The 17191-nt window shown below is 66.7% G+C and carries 14 protein-coding genes; 13 read left to right on the top strand and 1 reads right to left on the bottom strand.

What is annotated here, in order from left to right; translation table 11 throughout:
* Positions 1–31: 31 nt before the first annotated feature.
* Complete coding sequence (leuA, locus tag A5625_RS14590) at positions 32–1831, bottom strand: 2-isopropylmalate synthase (protein ID WP_066994861.1); 1800 nt, start codon at positions 1829–1831, stop codon at positions 32–34.
* 291 nt (positions 1832–2122) lie between these two features.
* Between leuA and A5625_RS14585 the strand changes: the two genes are divergently transcribed.
* From A5625_RS14585 to egtE, 13 genes are all read left to right on the top strand, one after another.
* Positions 2123–3388, top strand: coding sequence for an aspartate kinase (locus tag A5625_RS14585; protein ID WP_066994858.1), 1266 nt, complete (start codon positions 2123–2125; stop codon positions 3386–3388).
* The gene (locus tag A5625_RS14580) at positions 3389–4432 is read left to right on the top strand and encodes an aspartate-semialdehyde dehydrogenase (RefSeq protein WP_066994855.1); all 1044 of its coding nucleotides are present in this window, start codon (positions 3389–3391) and stop codon (positions 4430–4432) included.
* A gap of 7 nt (positions 4433–4439) precedes the next feature.
* Positions 4440–5597: a DUF4185 domain-containing protein gene (locus A5625_RS14575; protein ID WP_066994852.1), complete on the top strand. Its 1158-nt coding sequence runs from the start codon at positions 4440–4442 to the stop codon at positions 5595–5597.
* Between the two features lie 173 nt (positions 5598–5770).
* Positions 5771–7999 carry an acyltransferase family protein gene (locus A5625_RS14570; protein ID WP_066994849.1) on the top strand — a complete coding sequence of 743 codons (2229 nt, stop codon included), beginning with the start codon at positions 5771–5773 and terminating at the stop codon, positions 7997–7999.
* A 126-nt stretch (positions 8000–8125) separates the two neighbouring features.
* Positions 8126–8569, top strand: coding sequence for a hypothetical protein (locus A5625_RS14565; protein ID WP_197516111.1), 444 nt, complete (start codon positions 8126–8128; stop codon positions 8567–8569).
* 151 nt (positions 8570–8720) lie between these two features.
* Positions 8721–9263: a hypothetical protein gene (locus tag A5625_RS14560; RefSeq protein ID WP_066994844.1), complete on the top strand. Its 543-nt coding sequence runs from the start codon at positions 8721–8723 to the stop codon at positions 9261–9263.
* Positions 9264–9505: 242 nt separating this feature from the next.
* Positions 9506–10954 (top strand): catalase, encoded by a 1449-nt coding sequence (locus A5625_RS14555; RefSeq protein WP_066994841.1) that lies wholly within the window; start codon positions 9506–9508, stop codon positions 10952–10954.
* Between the two features lie 32 nt (positions 10955–10986).
* Positions 10987–11658 (top strand): sensor domain-containing protein, encoded by a 672-nt coding sequence (locus A5625_RS14550; RefSeq protein WP_066994839.1) that lies wholly within the window; start codon positions 10987–10989, stop codon positions 11656–11658.
* 179 nt (positions 11659–11837) lie between these two features.
* Entirely contained in the window at positions 11838–13151 is a 1314-nt protein-coding gene (gene egtA / locus A5625_RS14545; RefSeq protein ID WP_066994836.1) for an ergothioneine biosynthesis glutamate--cysteine ligase EgtA, read from the top strand.
* A complete protein-coding gene (gene egtB, locus A5625_RS14540) occupies positions 13148–14458 on the top strand; it encodes an ergothioneine biosynthesis protein EgtB (RefSeq protein WP_066994833.1) in 1311 nt (436 codons plus the stop codon). Before egtA ends, egtB begins: the two co-directional genes overlap by 4 nt.
* Positions 14458–15180 (top strand): ergothioneine biosynthesis protein EgtC, encoded by a 723-nt coding sequence (gene egtC, locus A5625_RS14535; RefSeq protein ID WP_066994830.1) that lies wholly within the window; start codon positions 14458–14460, stop codon positions 15178–15180. Before egtB ends, egtC begins: the two co-directional genes overlap by 1 nt.
* Positions 15180–16145 carry an L-histidine N(alpha)-methyltransferase gene (gene egtD / locus A5625_RS14530; RefSeq protein WP_066994827.1) on the top strand — a complete coding sequence of 322 codons (966 nt, stop codon included), beginning with the start codon at positions 15180–15182 and terminating at the stop codon, positions 16143–16145. Before egtC ends, egtD begins: the two co-directional genes overlap by 1 nt.
* A gap of 47 nt (positions 16146–16192) precedes the next feature.
* The coding region (gene egtE, locus A5625_RS14525; protein WP_232003697.1) for an ergothioneine biosynthesis PLP-dependent enzyme EgtE at positions 16193–17191 on the top strand (999 nt) is incomplete at its 3' end.

Genomic DNA, 17191 nt, shown 5'->3' with positions numbered 1-17191 from the left:
GCGAAGGTGGCGACGCTCCGCCGGCACGGCGTCAGCGGCGCGCCGCGCGGTTGACCGCCGAAACCACCGCACGCAGCGACGCGGAAGTGATCGACGGTGCGATGCCGACCCCCCACACCGTGCGACCGTCCACCGATGCCTCCACATACGCCGCGGCCTGGGCGTCGTCACCGGCGCTCATCGCGTGCTCGGAGTAGTCCAGGACGGCCACGTCGAAGCCGATACCGCCCAGCGCCTGGACGAATGCGGCCAGGGGGCCGTTGCCTTCCCCGCTGATCTCCCTCACGACCCCGTTGACCTTGACGGTCGCGGTGATGCGGGTGAGGCCGCTGTCTTCGTCCGAAGCGTCGACGCGCTGCTTCACCCGCTCCAGCGGGATCACCGGGGCCAGATACTCCTCCGAGAAGGCGTCCCACATCTCCTTGGGGCTGACCTCGCCGCCTTCCCCTTCACTGATCTTCTGCACCACCTGGGAGAACTCGATCTGCAGCCGCCGCGGCAGGGCGAGGCCGTGATCGGCCTTCATGATGTAGGCCACCCCGCCCTTGCCGGACTGCGAGTTGACCCGGATCACCGCCTCGTAGGTGCGCCCGACGTCCTTGGGGTCGATCGGTAGATACGGCACCTGCCAGAGCATGTCCTCGACGTCGGTGTCCGCGGCGTCCGCGTCGATCTTCATCTGGTCCAGGCCCTTGTTGATGGCGTCCTGGTGGCTGCCGGAGAACGCGGTGTAGACCAGATCCCCGCCGTACGGGTGGCGTTCGTGCACCGGTAGCTGGTTGCAGTACTCCACCGTGCGGCGGATCTCGTCGATATTGGAGAAGTCGATCTGCGGGTCCACGCCGCGGGAGAACAGGTTCAGCCCTAGCGTCACCAGACAGACGTTGCCGGTGCGCTCGCCGTTGCCGAACAGACAGCCCTCGATGCGGTCGGCGCCGGCTTGGTAGCCCAATTCCGCTGCGGCGACGGCGGTTCCGCGGTCGTTGTGCGGATGCAGGCTCAGGATGACCGATTCCCGGTTGGCCAGGTTGCGGCTCATCCACTCGATCGAGTCGGCGTAGACGTTGGGCGTCGCCATCTCCACCGTCGCGGGCAGGTTGAAGATGATCGGGTTGTCCTGCGTCGGCTGGATGATCTCGCCGACGGCGTCGCACACCTCTTTGGCGTATTCCAGTTCGGTGCCGGTGTAGGACTCCGGCGAATACTCGAACCGCCACCGCGTGCCCGGGTGCTTGGCGGCCTCCTCGACACACTTACGGGCGCCTTCGGTCGCGATGGCTTGCACTGCGGCCCGGTCAGCGCGGAAAACGACGCGGCGCTGCAGGATCGACGTCGAGTTGTAGAAGTGCACGATCACCTGCGGCGCACCGTGGCACGCCTCGAAGGTGCGCTCGATCAGTTCGGGCCGGCACTGGGTCAGCACCTGGACGGTGACATCGTCGGGGATGGCACCGTCGGTGATGATCTCGCGAACGAAGTCGAAGTCGGTTTGGCTGGCCGACGGAAACCCGACTTCGATCTCCTTGTAGCCCATGCGGACCAGCAGGTCGAACATGCGACGCTTGCGCGCCGGGCTCATCGGATCGATCAGCGCCTGGTTGCCATCGCGCAGATCGACCGCGCACCACAGCGGCGCGCTGTCGATGACGCGGTCGGGCCAGGTGCGGTCGGACAGCCGAATCGGCTCGACTTCTTCGGCGAAGGGCCGGTACCGGTTGATCGGCATCGACGAGCCGCGCTGCGGGTTCCACGCCGGTTGACCTGGACCCGGTGGGCCCGCCGGCGAGACGATGGTTCGTGTTGAGCTGTATGCGTCGGGATTGGAAGTCACGGTAGTTGCTCCGGGGTTTCAGAAGGGAACTTCAGACCGGCGCATCGCGAACACCCGCGACGGGAAGCCGGTCTGGATCAGACCCCGTCGCGGCGTCCGAGGAGGAGCACCCGCTGCACGTCCCGAACTTTACCGCGATTAGCCGCTTGGGTGGAAATTTGGCCGAGACCGCAGCGAAACCGCAGGCTCGGGTAGCTGGTATCGCGACGTAAATCACCCTGCGGTGGCACGTATTCTGTTGTGGACTTATACCCGAAATGGAATGCCCAGGGCCGGAGAGGCAGGAAAAACGTGGCGCTCGTCGTGCAGAAGTACGGCGGATCCTCAGTGGCCAACGCCGATCGGATCCGGCGCGTGGCCGAGCGCATCGTCGCAGCCAAGAAGCAGGGAAATGACGTCGTCGTCGTCGTTTCCGCGATGGGCGACACCACCGACGACTTGATGGATCTGGCCCAACAGGTGTGCCCGGCCCCGCCGCCGCGGGAACTCGACATGCTGCTGACCGCCGGTGAGCGCATCTCCAATGCCCTGGTCGCCATGGCCATCGAATCGCTGGGTGCCCAGGCGCGCTCGTTCACCGGCTCGCAGGCCGGCGTGATCACCACCGGCACGCACGGCAACGCCAAGATCATCGATGTCACGCCGGGACGGTTGCAGGCCGCGCTCGACGAGGGCCGCATCGTGCTGGTGGCCGGCTTCCAGGGGGTCAGCCAGGACACCCGGGACGTGACCACCCTGGGCCGCGGCGGTTCTGACACCACGGCCGTTGCCCTGGCCGCGGCGCTGGGCGCCGACGTCTGCGAGATCTACACCGATGTGGACGGCATCTTCAGCGCCGACCCGAGGATCGTGCATAACACCCGCAAGCTGGACACGGTCACCTTCGAAGAGATGCTCGAGATGGCGGCTTGCGGCGCCAAGGTTTTGATGCTGCGCTGCGTGGAATATGCGCGGCGCTACAACATCCCGGTGCACGTCCGATCCTCGTACTCGGAGAATCCAGGCACCGTCGTCGTCGGATCGATCAAGGACATAGCAATGGAAGACCCCATCCTGACCGGAGTCGCGCACGACCGCAGCGAGGCCAAGGTGACCGTCGTCGCCATTCCCGACATCCCGGGTTACGCCGCTCGGGTCTTCCGGGCGCTGGCCGACGCCGACGTGAACATCGACATGGTGCTGCAGAACGTCTCCAAGGTCGAGGACGGCAAGACCGACATCACCTTCACCTGCTCGCGCGACAGCGGACCCACTGCGGTGGCCAAGCTGGACGCACTCAAAGACGAGATCGGGTTCAGCCAACTGCTCTACGACGACCACATCGGCAAGGTGTCGCTGATCGGGGCCGGCATGCGCAGCCACCCCGGCGTCACCGCCACCTTCTGTGAGGCGCTGGCCGAAGTGGGTGTCAACATCGAGCTGATCTCCACCTCCGAGATCCGCATCTCGGTGCTGTGCCGCGACACCGAACTAGATAAGGCCGTCGTGGCGTTGCACGAAGCGTTCGGGCTCGGCGGTGCCGAGTCGGCGACGGTGTATGCGGGGACGGGTAGATAAATGGTTGCCATTGGAGTTGTGGGCGCCACTGGCCAGGTCGGCCAGGTGATGCGCAGGTTGCTCGACGAGCGGGACTTTCCTGCCACGTCGGTGCGGTTTTTCGCGTCGTCGCGCTCCCAGGGCCGCAAGCTGGAATTCCGCGGTCAGGAGATCGAGGTCGAAGACGCCGCGACGGCCGACCCGAGCGGCCTGGACATCGCGCTGTTCTCGGCCGGCAAGACGATGTCGTTGGTGCAGGCGCCGCGGTTCGCCGCGGCGGGGGTGACGGTGATCGACAATTCGTCGGCCTGGCGCAAGGACCCGGACGTGCCGTTGGTGGTGTCCGAGGTGAACTTCGACCGGGATGTCCGGGATGCGCGCTCGCTGCCCAAGGGCATCATCGCCAACCCGAACTGCACCACCATGGCCGCGATGCCGGTGCTCAAGGTGCTGCACGAGGAAGCCGGGCTGCAACGGCTGGTGGTGTCCAGCTATCAGGCGGTCTCCGGCAGTGGAATCGCCGGGGTCGAGGAGCTGGCCACCCAGGCCCGCGCCGTCGTCGACGGCGCCGAGCAGTTGGTGCACGACGGCAACGCGGTGCAGTTTCCCGCGCCCAAGACCTACGTGGCGCCGATCGCCTTCAACGTGGTGCCGCTGGCCGGGTCCCTGGTGGACGACGGTTCGGGCGAGACCGACGAAGATCAGAAGCTGCGCCATGAGAGCCGCAAGATCCTCGGCATCCCCGAACTGGCCGTCAGCGGTACCTGTGTGCGGGTGCCGGTGTTCACCGGGCACTCGCTGTCGATCAACGCCGAATTCGCCCGGCCGCTGTCACCCGAGCGGGCCCGCGAACTGCTTGATGGTGCGCCCGGTGTGAAGGTGGTCGACGTGCCGACCCCATTGGCGGCCGCCGGCGTCGATGAATCCCTGGTCGGCCGGATCCGGCAGGACCCCGGGGTGCCCGACGGACGCGGCCTGGCCTTGTTCATCTCCGGTGACAACCTGCGCAAGGGGGCGGCACTGAACACCATCCAGATCGCCGAGCTGCTGGCCGCCGAGCTGTGACCCCAGGGTGAGCACCACCCACACTCGCCTCGCCGCGCGGTGCTCACTGTTAGCCGCGTCGGCATTGTGTTTGGTTCTGCCGCAATGGGTTTCGAGTGTCGCCCATGCTGATCCCGCGGCGCCGGCGCCCGAACCCGTGCTGCAGCCGCTGGCGCCCGGTCAGGTGCTGCGGATCGGTCCTACGGCCGGTACCGGCACCCCCACCGGGGACTACGGCATCGGCGCGACCGACCTGTGTGAGTTCGTCGAGTTCCCCGCCGAGCTGCTCCAGGTTTGCGGCGACAGCTTTGCCGGTCAGGGAGTCGGGTTCGGCGGTTGGTACGCGCCGGTGGCGTTGCGTGTGGACACCTCGTCCGTCGACGACCCCGGCGGGGTGCGCTACACCGGCGTCACCGGGATCAGCAATCCGCTGCTGGCCGACCCTGCGCCGCCGGGGGTCTCGCAACTGCCCGCCGGAGTGGTGCAGATCAACCGGCGCAACTACCTGATGGTGACGACGACCAAGAATCTCGAGCCGCAGACCTCCCGCCTGGTCACCGCCGAACCGGCCCGCGCGGGCTGGCAGACGATCCCCGGCTCCAAGCGGCCCGCCTCCTACCAGGGCGGCTCGCAGACCCAGATCAGCGGCTACTACGACCCGATCCCCACCCCGGATTCACCCAGCGGGTGGGTGTACATCGTCGCCGACAGCTTCACCCGCAGAGATCCGGTCCTGCTGTATCGGGCCACCCCGCAGACGTTCACCGACCGGTCGCGGTGGCAGGGCTGGGCGGCCGGCACGCAAGGCGGCTGGGGAAAGCAGCCGACACCGTTGTGGCCGGACGCGGTGGGCGAGATGTGCATCCGGCAAATCGACGGCAAGGCGGTGCTGTCCTACTTCAATGCCGCCACGGGCAACATGGAGGTCAGGGTCGCCAACGACCCGACGTCACTGGGCGACGCGCCGGTCACCACGGTGGTGCAACACGACGAATGGCCGGATCCCGCGGAAAGTCTGCCGCCGCCCTACGACAACCGGCTCGCACAACCGTATGGCGGCTATATCTCGCCCGGATCGACGCTTGGCGAGCTACGAATCTTCGTCAGCCAATGGGACACTCGCGCGCGGGTGACCGCGCCCTATCGAGTGATTCAATTCGCGGTCAACCCATTCAAACCCGAGTAAAAGCCGCGGCTTTCCGGCTGTAGAGAGTCGGCATTGGGGAGCGACTCTTTTAGGATGCCTGGGCGCGGCCATATGGGTCAGCTCGTTGACATTGCCCATTAGCGCGAGCTCGCAATAAACGGGCCGCTGCGCAGCGCTTCGGGCAAAATACGCGGACGACCAGAAGGGTGAGTATGACTTCGAGAGACGACACGCGCGATCAAGCTCCGTCACCGAACGCTGCCGCACAGTCTTCCGCCATCGAATCGGAAACGGTTGCTGACGCCGCCGCTGGTCAGCCGCAGCCCGGATTCCGCCCGGACATCGAGGGCTTGCGTGCCGTTGCCGTGTTGGCCGTGGTTCTGTTTCACGCCAATCTGCCGGGATTGGGCGGCGGGTTCGTCGGCGTGGACGTGTTTTTCGTCATTTCTGGCTTCCTGATTACCGGGCTGCTCTGGCGTGAGGTGAGTACCGCCGGAACGGTTCGGTTGGGCCGGTTCTACGGGGCGCGGGCCCGTAGACTGCTCCCGGCGTCGGCCTTGGTAGGCGTCGCTACCGCGATTGGCTCGGCTGTGCTGTTACCTCCTTTGGAGGCCAAGGCCGTTATCGGTGACGGCATCGCCAGTGCGCTGTACGTCAGCAATTACCGATTCGCTCGACAAGGCGTCGACTATTTCCAGATCGGAAATAGGCCGGCCTCGCCATTCCAGCACTACTGGTCGCTGGGTGTAGAAGAGCAGTTCTACCTGGTGTGGCCGGCCCTAATTATCGGTACGACGTGGCTAATCCGGCGCGCCCGTCGCCGCGCCGCGACCGCACGCGCCACCTCGTCGGTGACCCCGTACGTATTGGCCCTTGCGTTCGTCGGCGCCGTTTCGTTTGCCTTGTCATGGGTGGCTACAACTGAGGCGCCTTCCGTGGCGTTCTTTTCGCTCCACACCCGGGCGTGGGAGCTGGCCATAGGGGGGCTGGTGGCCCTCACGACCACCCAGTGGCGTCGACTCCCGAGGATTCCGGCTGCGATCGCGGGATGGGTTGGCCTACTCCTGGTCCTGGTGGCCTGCAGCCAGCTGAGTGCGAACACGCCCTATCCGGGCATCGCTGGGCTTCTGCCGGTGCTCGGGACCGCGCTCGTGATCGGCGCGGGCTGCGCCGCGCCTTCTCGCGGATGTGGCCGCGTCCTGGCATTGTCGCCGATGCGATCGGTCGGGCGAGTGTCGTACTCGTGGTATCTGTGGCACTGGCCGGTGCTGCTGCTCGCCACGCCGTTGCTGGGACACCCTCTGGGGCCGATAGACGGACTGGCAGCTCTTATCGTCTCCATCGGGCTAGCTGTGCTCACGCTGCGCCTCATCGAGAACCCGTTCCGATATGCCTCGGCGGTGCGCCGGTCAGCGCCCCGCAGCCTTATGGTGGGCGGCGCGGCCACGGCGGTCGCTGTCTGTGTCGGCGTGGTGCTGCAAATGGTGGTACCGACGCCGGCCGGCCGCGGCCCCGCGGCCCCGACTCTGGCGGTTACCGCCGGGCCTGCCCCCACAGGGACAAACGTCGAGTTGTACGACGCGGCGGTCGAGCACACTTTCGCCCAGGTGCAGGCGGCGGTTGCGGCATCCGCCGATCTGAAGGCCGTACCGTCAAACCTCGATCCGCCGCTTCCCGACGCTATCTACGGAAAGCCATCCTCGACCGACTTGAAAGGCTGCGTGCTTAACCTCTTAGACGTGGCCCAACCCGAGTGCGCGACGGGTGACACGGCCTCGGCGACCAGGGTGGCCCTGATCGGCGACTCGAATGCCGGGATGTGGGGGCCGGCTTTCCAGCAAGTCGCTGCACAACGGCACTGGCGGTTGGAGGTCTTGAGTAAAGCCTCCTGCCCAGTGCTAGACCTGCCCCTCAATGTCTTGCACCGCAAGTACACCGAATGCGAGCAGTGGCGCGGCGACATCACGGCCAGGTTGAGGGATGAGCATCCGCGGCTAGTGGTGTTGGCCGTGCTGCGCGTAGGTCGGGACTTCGACACGGGTTTCTCGGCATACGGCAGCGCGTGGATCGAGAGTATGAGCCGTCTTGTACAAAAACTACGGGGTATTGGGACGAGGGTGTTGGTGCTGGGTCCAATACCGGATCTGCACTCGATGGTGCCGGATTGCTTGTCCATCCACCTCGACGACGCGGCGGCCTGCTCGTCTCGGCGGGCGACCGCAGTCAACGAAACCGGGTTGGCAGCTGAGAGTGCCGCCACAAAAGCCGGCGGCGGACGGTACGCGGACATCACTGACCTTTTCTGCACCGCCGACCGTTGCCCGCCGATCGTTGGCAACACGCTCGTTTACCACAACGAATTCCATCTGACGCCCCAGTACGCGCGAGTGCTGGCACCGGTTATGGGTGCCCTCGCTGACCGCGCACTCGTCTCCGGCTGACGAAGGTCTTTTTAGCCTCTGAGCGGGGGCTTTAGTTCACAGCTGCTACATAAGTAGCGCATAGCCGCCACTACTGTTAACGGCTTCATCATTTGTCTCATGAGTGAAACATCTGACACCCCCACTGTGCGGCACTCCACCGCCACTGCACCGGTCGCCGCGGAAGCGGCGGCCGCCTACCGGGCCCCGCGGGTCTTCCAACTCGCCGCGTGGGTCGCCATCGTCGCCGGGATCGTGTTCATCGTCGCGGTTATCTTCTTCACCGGCTTCATCCTCGGCCACCGCGGCGGACACCACGGTCACCACCACAAGCACCACCACGCGATGGTTCATCACCGCGGTCCTGGCGGCCCCGGTAACTTCGGCGGCCCGGGTGCACCCGGCGGTCAGGGCGGTCAGGGTGGACAGGGCGGACAGAACGCACCGGGAACCACCACTGCTCCCGCTCCGTCGGGCGTGCGTCCCAGCGGCATGGCCCCCGGCCAGCTCCCGCCGTCGGTCTTCCACTCCGCGGCAACGTCGCACGGCGTGCTGGGACAGGCCCCGAGCGTCATCGTGTTGACCAACTGAAACCCCTTACCACCAGTGGCCCGGTGCTCCACGCGAGCGCCGGGCCACCTGTCTTTGCGGCGGCCGGTACTTCACCGCGGCATCTCGATTCAGCACAAATTTGTCGCCGGGCCCTGTTATCGACATGGTGTGCGCGGCAATATGGCAAGGCATGAGCGAGACACCCGAACGACCAGTTGAGCCAAGCAGAGAGCCGACCCCCGAGCCGACCACAGCCGCACCAGTCACTTCGCCACCGCCGCCACCCCCGCACCGGGTGAAGCCGCCGCTGCTCTACGCGGCTGCGGCCTGGGTCATCATTGTTGCGGGCATTGTGTTCATCCTGACGTCAATCTTCTTTGTCGGCGCCTTCATCTGGAAGCACAACTACTATCAACACCATCACCACCACCACGGCATGTTCCATCCCGCCAGCCCGGGGCCGGGCAATGGCCCCTGGGGAGGCCCCGGTGGTCCCGGGCCGGGTAACGGGCCTGGGCAGTACGGCGGTTCCGGCTACGGGCCGTGGTACGGCGGCCCCGGCGGACCCGACAACGGGCCCTGGGGATACGGGCCCGGTGGTCCCGGGATGATCGTGCCGATGCCACCGAGTGGGCCGGGCGGTCCGGGTGGACCGGTTAACGGCCCGGGTTCCAGCGGCCCCGGACAACCGCCGGTCAGCCCGCCTCCGGGCGCGCCCGCACCACGCCCGTAACGGCACCGCGCTCAAGCCACGACTTAAACGACGTCCGGAATGGGTATTAACCCCTAGTGGGTGACCGACGAATGTTGCCCGCACTATCTTGAACGGATCAAGGTAAGGGGATACTCGATTGCGGGCCGGAAATCCGGGGTGCTCACCGCGGTACTGAAAATGCTTGATGTCCAAGCAAATTCGGTACCGCGGTTTGCGATTTCGGGTACTGCGGCCTCCAGTCCGGTGGAGGAGGGATCGTAATGACGGAGCGTTTCACGACCAATGACGCCGGTATCGCTGCGCCCAGCGATGACCAGTCGCTGACTATTGGGCCAGACGGTCCGATTCTGTTGCAGGACCACTACCTGATTGAACAGATGGCGATGTTCAACCGGGAGCGCATCCCGGAGCGCCAGCCGCACGCCAAAGGTGGTGGCGCCTATGGTCATTTCGAAGTAACCAACGACGTCAGCAAGTACACCCGGGCGGCGGTGTTCCAGCCCGGCGCCAAAACCGACATGCTGGCAAGGTTTTCCACCGTCGCCGGCGAACGGGGCAGCCCAGACACCTGGCGGGACCCGCGCGGCTTTGCGCTGAAGTTTTATACCAGCGAAGGCAATTTCGACCTGGTCGGTAACAACACCCCGGTCTTCTTCATGCGTGACCCGTTGAAGTTCCAGCACTTCATCCGGTCCCAGAAGCGCTTGCAGGCAAGCAATGTGCGCGACCACAACATGCAGTGGGACTTCTGGAGCCTGTCCCCCGAATCCGCGCATCAAGTGACCTGGCTGATGGGCGATCGGGGAATCCCGAAGACCTGGCGCAATATGAACGGCTACAGCAGCCACACCTACAGCTGGATCAATGCCGCCGGCGAGATCTTCTGGGTGAAATACCATTTCATCACCGATCAGGGCATCGACTTTTTGACCCAGGAGGACGCCGACCGGTTGGCCGGCGAGGACGGCGACTACCACCAGCGCGACCTGTTCGAGTCGATCGAGCGTGGGGATCACCCGAGCTGGACGCTGAAGATGCAAATCATGCCGTACGAAGAAGCCAAGAACTACCGGTTCAATCCCTTCGATCTGACCAAGGTGTGGCCGCATGGCGATTACCCGTTGATCGACGTCGGCAAGATGACGCTGAACCGCAACGTCACCGACTACCACGCCGAGATCGAGCAAGCGGCCTTCGAACCGAACAACACCGTGCCGGGCACCGGGTTGAGTCCGGACAAAATGCTGCAGGCGCGCGGCTTTTCGTACTCCGACGCGCACCGCGCCCGGCTGGGGACCAATTACCGGCAGATTCCGGTCAACACACCCAAGGTCGAGGTGAACAGCTATTCCAAAGACGGGGCGATGCGGATCCACAACGTCTCCGACCCGGTGTATGCGCCCAATTCCTACGGCGGACCGCACGCCGACCCGGCCCGCGCCGCCGAAGTACGTTGGCACGCCGACGGCGACATGGTCCGCTCGGCGTACACGCTGCACGCCGAGGACGACGATTGGGGGCAGGCCGGCACCATGGTCCGCAACGTGCTCGACGACGCGGCTAGGGAACGCTTGGCGCACAACATCATTGGTCACGTTTCGCAAGGCGTTAAGGAACCGGTGCTGTCGCGGGTGTTCGAGTATTGGCGCAACGTCGATGCCGACCTCGGAAAAAAGGTCGAGGAAGGCGTCCGGGCCAACGGGGGCTGACTGCACGTTCGGACGCCTGGCATGATCGCTGCATGATCACGCGGGTTCCGCAGGTTGCCCAGTTCCATGGGACGGCGCTGGCCGTCGGCTTGGCCTTGGCGGGCGTGGCCGGGATGCCGGCCGCGGCCGCGCACCCGTCGGAGCCGGGCGTGGTGAACTATGCCGTGCTAGGCAGGGGATCGGTCGGCAACATCGTCGGCGGACCCATGGGGTGGGAGTCGGTGTTCACCCAGCCCGGGCAAGGCGACTGGGTCGATCTGCCGGAGTGCAACAACTGGGCCGACATCGGCTTGCCCGAGGTGTACAACGACCCCGACCTGGCGTCGTTCAACGGCGCTGTCACCCAGACGTCGGCCACCGACCAGACGCATCTGGTCAAACAGGCCGTCGGGGTGTTCGCCACGAACGACGCCGCGGGTCGGGCGTTTCATCGGGTGGTGGATCGAACGGTGGGCTGTTCGGGACAGACCACCGCGCTCCACCTGGACAACGGCAGCACGCAGGTGTGGTCGTTCGACGGCCCGCCGGCCGGACCGGTCGACGCGAACTGGACCAAGCAAGAAGCCGGCACCGATCGCCGGTGCTTCAATACAACCAGGCTGCGCGAAAACGTGTTGCTGCAGGCGAAAGTGTGCCAGTCAGGCAACGCCGGACCCGCGGTGAACGTGCTGGCCGGGGCGATGCAGAACGCGCTGGGTCAATAATCGAGCGATCGGGTACCCGTCTTCCCCGTGCATCCCAAAGTGCCGGGAGGGGAATATGTCGGCGGCATCTGATAGATGAAGCACTAGACGAAGTGGTGCCGGTATCGTTCGATTAGCTGCGCAGGGAAGCGGTCCGCAGGTGCATGTTCAGGCCTGCCGGGGCCCGAAGGGATCGTGATATGACGTTCGCGCCGATCACTGCCGCGGCTTCGCAGTCGGAGTCGCGGGTGGCAGGTGCCGACTCCACTCCAGAGCTGAACATGGCCGAGCTGGCCGACTCGGCGGCCGTCGCGCAATACATCGCCAAGGGATGTCTGGTGGACGCCCCGCTGGGCCGGGTGGGTCTGGAGTTGGAAGCCCATTGCCATGATCCGGCTGATCCGCACCGCAGGCCCAGCTGGGACGAGATCGGTGAGGTGCTCGACGCGCTTCCCGCATTGCCCGGTGGCAGCAGGATCACCGTGGAACCGGGCGGCGCGGTCGAGCTGTCCGGCCCCCCGGCCGACGGCGTGATACCGGCCATCGAGGCCATGCGCCGGGATCAGGCCGTGCTGCAGCCGGCATTTGCTGACGCCGGGCTGGGGCTGGTCTTCCTCGGCGCCGACCCGCTGCGCCCGCCCCAGCGCATCAACCCCGGCGCCCGGTACCGCGCCATGGAACGGTTCTTCGCAACCAGTCGCTCCGGGGAAGCGGGCGCGGCGATGATGGCGTCCACCGCATCGATTCAGGTCAATGTGGACGCCGGGCCGCGGGACGGCTGGGCGGCGCGAGTGCGACTGGCGCATGCCTTGGGGCCCACCATGATTGCGATAACCGCCAATTCGCCGATGCTGGTCGGGGACTTCACCGGCTGGGTGTCCAGCCGCCAGCGGGTGTGGGGTCGGATGGATTCGGCGCGCTGCGGCCCAATCCTGGGTGCCAGCGGCGACGACCCGGGCACCGACTGGGCGCGTTACGCGCTCAAAGCTCCGGTGATGTTGGTGCACAACCCCGACGCCGAGGCCGTCACGCACTGGGTGCCCTTTGCTGACTGGGTCGACGGCCGCGTGCCGCTCGCGGAGCGTCGCCCGAGTGTCGCCGACCTGGAGTACCACCTGACCACGTTGTTCCCGCCGGTCCGCCCGCGGCAGTGGCTGGAGATCCGCTATCTGGACAGCGTGCCCGACGCGTTGTGGCCCGCCGTGGCGTTCACTTTGGTGGCCTTGCTCGATGACCCGGTCGCGGCCGACCTCGCCGCCGAAGCCGTCGAACCGGTGGCCACTGCCTGGGACACCGCCGCCCGGGTGGGGCTGCGAGATAAGCGCCTGTACGCGGCCGCCAATGAATGTATGGCCATCGCCGCCGCGAACGCGCCGGCCGAAGTCGGCGATTCGATGCGGCAGCTGGTCCGCCTCGTCGAGCAGGGCCGCTGTCCCGGCGACGACTTCTCCGACCAGGTGATCGAGCACGGTCTCGCGCCCACGGTGGCGCGATTGGCGCAAGGGGAGCTGTGACGTCACGCGAGGGTATCGCCGACGACCTGGCGCGGGCACGCGCGCGGACGCTGCGGCTGGTCGAATTCGACGACGCCGAACTGTACCGGCAGTACGACCCGTTGATGAGCCCGTTGGTGTGGGATCTGGCGCATATCGGTCAGCAAGAAGAGCTGTGGCTGCTGCGTGGTGGCGATCCCGCCCGGCCCGGGATGTTGCCGCCGGCCGTCGAAAGCCTGTACGACGCCTTCGTGCATTCCCGCGCCAGCCGCGTCGACCTGCCGCTGCTGTCGCCGGACAAAGCCCGGGCATATTGCCGGACCGTGCGCTCGGCCGTGCTCGATGCCCTCGACGTGCTGCCCGACGACCCCGCCGGCGATGAGGCGGCCTTCGTGTACGCCATGGTGGTCAGCCACGAAAACCAGCACGACGAAACCATGCTGCAGGCATTGAACTTGCGCAGCGGCGCACCGCTTTTGCCGGACGCATCGCCCCTGCCGGCCGGTCGAGCGGGGCTGGCCGGCACCTCGGTGCTGGTGCCCGGCGGTGAGTTTGTGCTCGGTGTGGACGCCGCCGACGAACCGCACTCGTTGGACAACGAGCGTCCGGCGCACGTCGTCGACCTACCGGCGTTCCGCATCGGGCGGGTGCCGGTCACCAACGGTGAATGGCGGCAGTTCATCGACGACGGCGGCTACGACCAACCCCGCTGGTGGTCCGAGCGCGGTTGGCAGCACCGCCAGGGCGCGGGCCTGACCTCGCCGCAGTTCTGGAGCTCCGACGGCGCCACCCGCACCCGCTTCGGCCACGTCGAAGACATCCCGGCCGACGAACCCGTCCAGCACGTTAGCTATTTCGAAGCCGAGGCGTACGCGGCCTGGGCCGGTGCCCGGCTGCCCACCGAAATGGAATGGGAGAAGGCCTGCACCTGGGACCCGTCCACCAATACCCGGCGCCGGTATCCGTGGGGGGAGCGCACACCGAGCGAGGCGCTGGCCAACCTGGGCGGCACGGCGCTACGGCCCGCGCCGGTCGGCGCCTACCCGGCCGGCGCGTCGGCATACGGGGCCGAGCAGATGCTCGGCGAGGTCTGGGAGTGGACCACCTCCCCGCTGCGGCCCTGGCCGGGGTTCGTCCCGATGCTGTATGAGCGGTATTCGCAGCCGTTTTTCGACGGCGATTACCGGGTGCTGCGCGGCGGCTCGTGGGCCGTGGAACCGGGCATCATGCGTCCGAGTTTCCGCAACTGGGATCATCCGTACCGCCGCCAGATCTTTTCCGGCGTCCGATTGGCGTGGGATCTCTCCGAGGCCGGAGATGCCACCTGATGTGCCGGCATTTGGGATGGCTGGGGGCGGACGTCACGGTGTCCTCGCTGGTGCTCGATCCGCCGTTCGGGCTGCGGGTGCAGTCCTATGCGCCGCGCCGCCAGAAGCATTGCCTGCTCAACGCCGACGGCTGGGGCGTCGGATTTTTCGACGCGCCCGCGGACGGCGCTGCGCAGCCCGGGGTGGCACGCCGGTGGCGCAGTCCGGCGCCACTGTGGGGCGACGTCTCGTTCGAATCCGTCGCGCCCGTGCTGCACAGCCACTGCGTGGTCGCCGCGGTGCGCTCGGCGACGGTCGGCATGCCGATCGAGGCCAGCGCGACAGCACCGTTCACCGATGGGCAGTGGTTGTTGTCGCACAACGGAATCGTCGACCGCACGGTGTTCCCGGCCACCTCACAAGCCGAATCAGTATGTGACAGCGCGATACTGGCGGCCGTCATCTTCGAACGAGGCCTCGACGCGCTGGGCGAGACCATCGCCGAGATTGGCGCGGCCGATCCGCTTGCCCGGTTGAACATTTTGGCCGCCAACGGTTCTCGCATGCTGGCGACGGCCTGGGGTGACACGCTGTGCATCTTGCGCCGCACCGACGGCGTGGTATTGGCCAGCGAGCCCTATGACAACGACTCGGACTGGGAGGACGTGCCGGACCGTCACCTTGTCGAAGTCACCGCCAGCGGTGTCACCCTGACGCCGCTGGAACATTCGGGAGGATCTTGATGACGCTGTCGCTGTCGAACCATCTTGCCGCCGACTCGGCGTACCAGGCGTTGCGCCGAGACGTGTTCGACGGCTTGCAGAAGACACCGAAGTCGTTGCCGCCCAAGTGGTTCTACGATTCCGTCGGCAGCGACCTGTTCGATCAGATCACCCGACTTCCGGAGTACTACCCGACCCGCGCCGAGGCCGAAATCTTGCGGGCACGCGCGGACGAAGTCGCATCGGCCAGCGGGGCGGACACCCTGGTGGAATTGGGCAGTGGGACATCGGAGAAAACCCGTCTGTTGCTCGACGCCCTGCGCGACCGAGGCTCGCTGCGCAGGTTCGTCCCGTTCGACGTCGATGCCAGCATCCTGTCGACGGCCGCCACCGCCATCCAGCAGGAATACGCCGGAGTTGAAATCAAGGCCGTCTGCGGCGATTTCGAAGAACATCTGACCGAGATCCCGCAAGGGGGCCGACGACTCTTCGCGTTTCTCGGGTCGACGATCGGCAACCTCACGCCCGGACCGCGCGCACAGTTTCTTGCCGTGCTGTCCGCGCAGATGCGGCCCGGCGACAGCCTGCTGCTGGGCACGGACCTGGTCAAGGACACCGGGCGGCTGGTGCGCGCCTATGACGACGCCGCCGGGGTGACGGCGGCGTTCAATCGCAATGTGCTCGCGGTGGTGAACCGGGAACTCGACGCGGATTTCGACGTCGACGCCTACCGGCACGTGGCCCGGTGGAACGCCGCCGAAGAACGCATCGAGATGTGGCTGCGGTCCGAGCGGCGCCAGCGCGTGCGGGTCGGAGCGCTCGACCTGACCGTCGACTTCGAGGCCGGCGAGGAGATGCTGACCGAGGTGTCGTGCAAATTCCACTCCGACAAGGTGACTGGCGAACTGGCCGCGGCGGGCTTGCGTCGCACCCGGTGGTGGACCGACGAGGCGGGCGACTTCGGGTTGTCGTTGGCCGTGAAGTGACCGGCGGAATTTCGCTGGCCGACCAATGGCGGTCAGCACGTCCGCCGATGGCCGGACTGCACCTGGACAACGCGGCCTGTTCGCGGCAGAGCCTGGCGGTGATCGAGGCCACCGCGCAGCACGCGCGCAACGAGTCCGAAGTCGGCGGTTACGTCGCGGCGGAGGCCGCCATTCCGGTGCTCGACGCCGGACGCGTCGCGTTCGCCGCGTTGACCGGGATGACCGATGCGGAGGTGGTTTTCACCACCGGTTCGCTCAACGCGCTGGATCTGCTGTTGGGCAGCTGGCCGACGGATCGACGAAGGATAGCCTGCCTGCCCGGTGAATACGGGCCCAACCTGGCCCTGATGGCCGCCCATGGATTCGACCGGCAGCTACTGCCCACCCTGGAAGACGGCCGGGTCGCCCTGGACGACGCGGCGCTGGCATTGGAAAGCGGCCCGCCGGAGCTGGTGCACCTGACCGCGGTGGCCAGCCATTGCGGTGTGGTGCAACCGGTTTCGATGATTGCCCAACTCTGCCGGGAGCTGGGACTGCCGCTGGTTGTCGATGCGGCGCAGGCGCTGGGCCAGGTTGACTGCGCGGTGGGCGCCGACGTGACCTATTCTTCGTCGCGCAAATGGATCGCCGGGCCCCGCGGCGTCGGGATGCTCGCGGTACGCCGGGAGCTGATGGAACGCCTGCGCCCGAGGCTGGCGGCGCCGGAATGGGCCAGGAAAGACGGCTCGCCGACGGTGGCCGAAGAGCTCGAATTCGGCGAAGCCAATATCGCTGCGCGGGTTGGGTTTTCGTTAGCTCTGGGCGAGCATCTGGCTTACCGGCCGCAGGCTGTGTACACGCGTCTGGCGGAGCTGGGCGCCCTGAGTCGCACGGCACTGGCCGATGTGGCCGGCTGGACGGTGGTCGAAGAAGTCGAAGAACCCAGCGCCATCACCACTTTGGCACCGAACGACGGGGCCGACCCGCAGGCGGTGCGGTCAGTTCCAGCGGCGCGCGCTGCACCCCGGCGAAAGTGGTCAGAATCCGGCGCTCGGCGAGCAGCCAGG

Source organism: Mycobacterium sp. 1465703.0 (genome assembly GCF_001672975.1).
Classification (GTDB): domain Bacteria; phylum Actinomycetota; class Actinomycetes; order Mycobacteriales; family Mycobacteriaceae; genus Mycobacterium.
Note: the sequence above shows the minus strand (reverse complement) of the source record. Positions and strands in the feature narration are given on the sequence as shown.

What these genes read in the sequence shown, in the direction of transcription:
- A5625_RS14560 (WP_066994844.1), top strand. Translation starts at nt 8,721, where the DNA reads ATGAGCGAGACACCCGAACGACCAGTTGAGCCAAGCAGAGAGCCGACC.
- egtD (WP_066994827.1), top strand. Translation starts at nt 15,180, where the DNA reads ATGACGCTGTCGCTGTCGAACCATCTTGCCGCCGACTCGGCGTACCAG.
- egtC (WP_066994830.1), top strand. Translation starts at nt 14,458, where the DNA reads ATGTGCCGGCATTTGGGATGGCTGGGGGCGGACGTCACGGTGTCCTCG.
- A5625_RS14580 (WP_066994855.1), top strand. Translation starts at nt 3,389, where the DNA reads ATGGTTGCCATTGGAGTTGTGGGCGCCACTGGCCAGGTCGGCCAGGTG.
- A5625_RS14550 (WP_066994839.1), top strand. Translation starts at nt 10,987, where the DNA reads ATGATCACGCGGGTTCCGCAGGTTGCCCAGTTCCATGGGACGGCGCTG.
- A5625_RS14555 (WP_066994841.1), top strand. Translation starts at nt 9,506, where the DNA reads ATGACGGAGCGTTTCACGACCAATGACGCCGGTATCGCTGCGCCCAGC.
- A5625_RS14570 (WP_066994849.1), top strand. Translation starts at nt 5,771, where the DNA reads ATGACTTCGAGAGACGACACGCGCGATCAAGCTCCGTCACCGAACGCT.
- egtA (WP_066994836.1), top strand. Translation starts at nt 11,838, where the DNA reads ATGACGTTCGCGCCGATCACTGCCGCGGCTTCGCAGTCGGAGTCGCGG.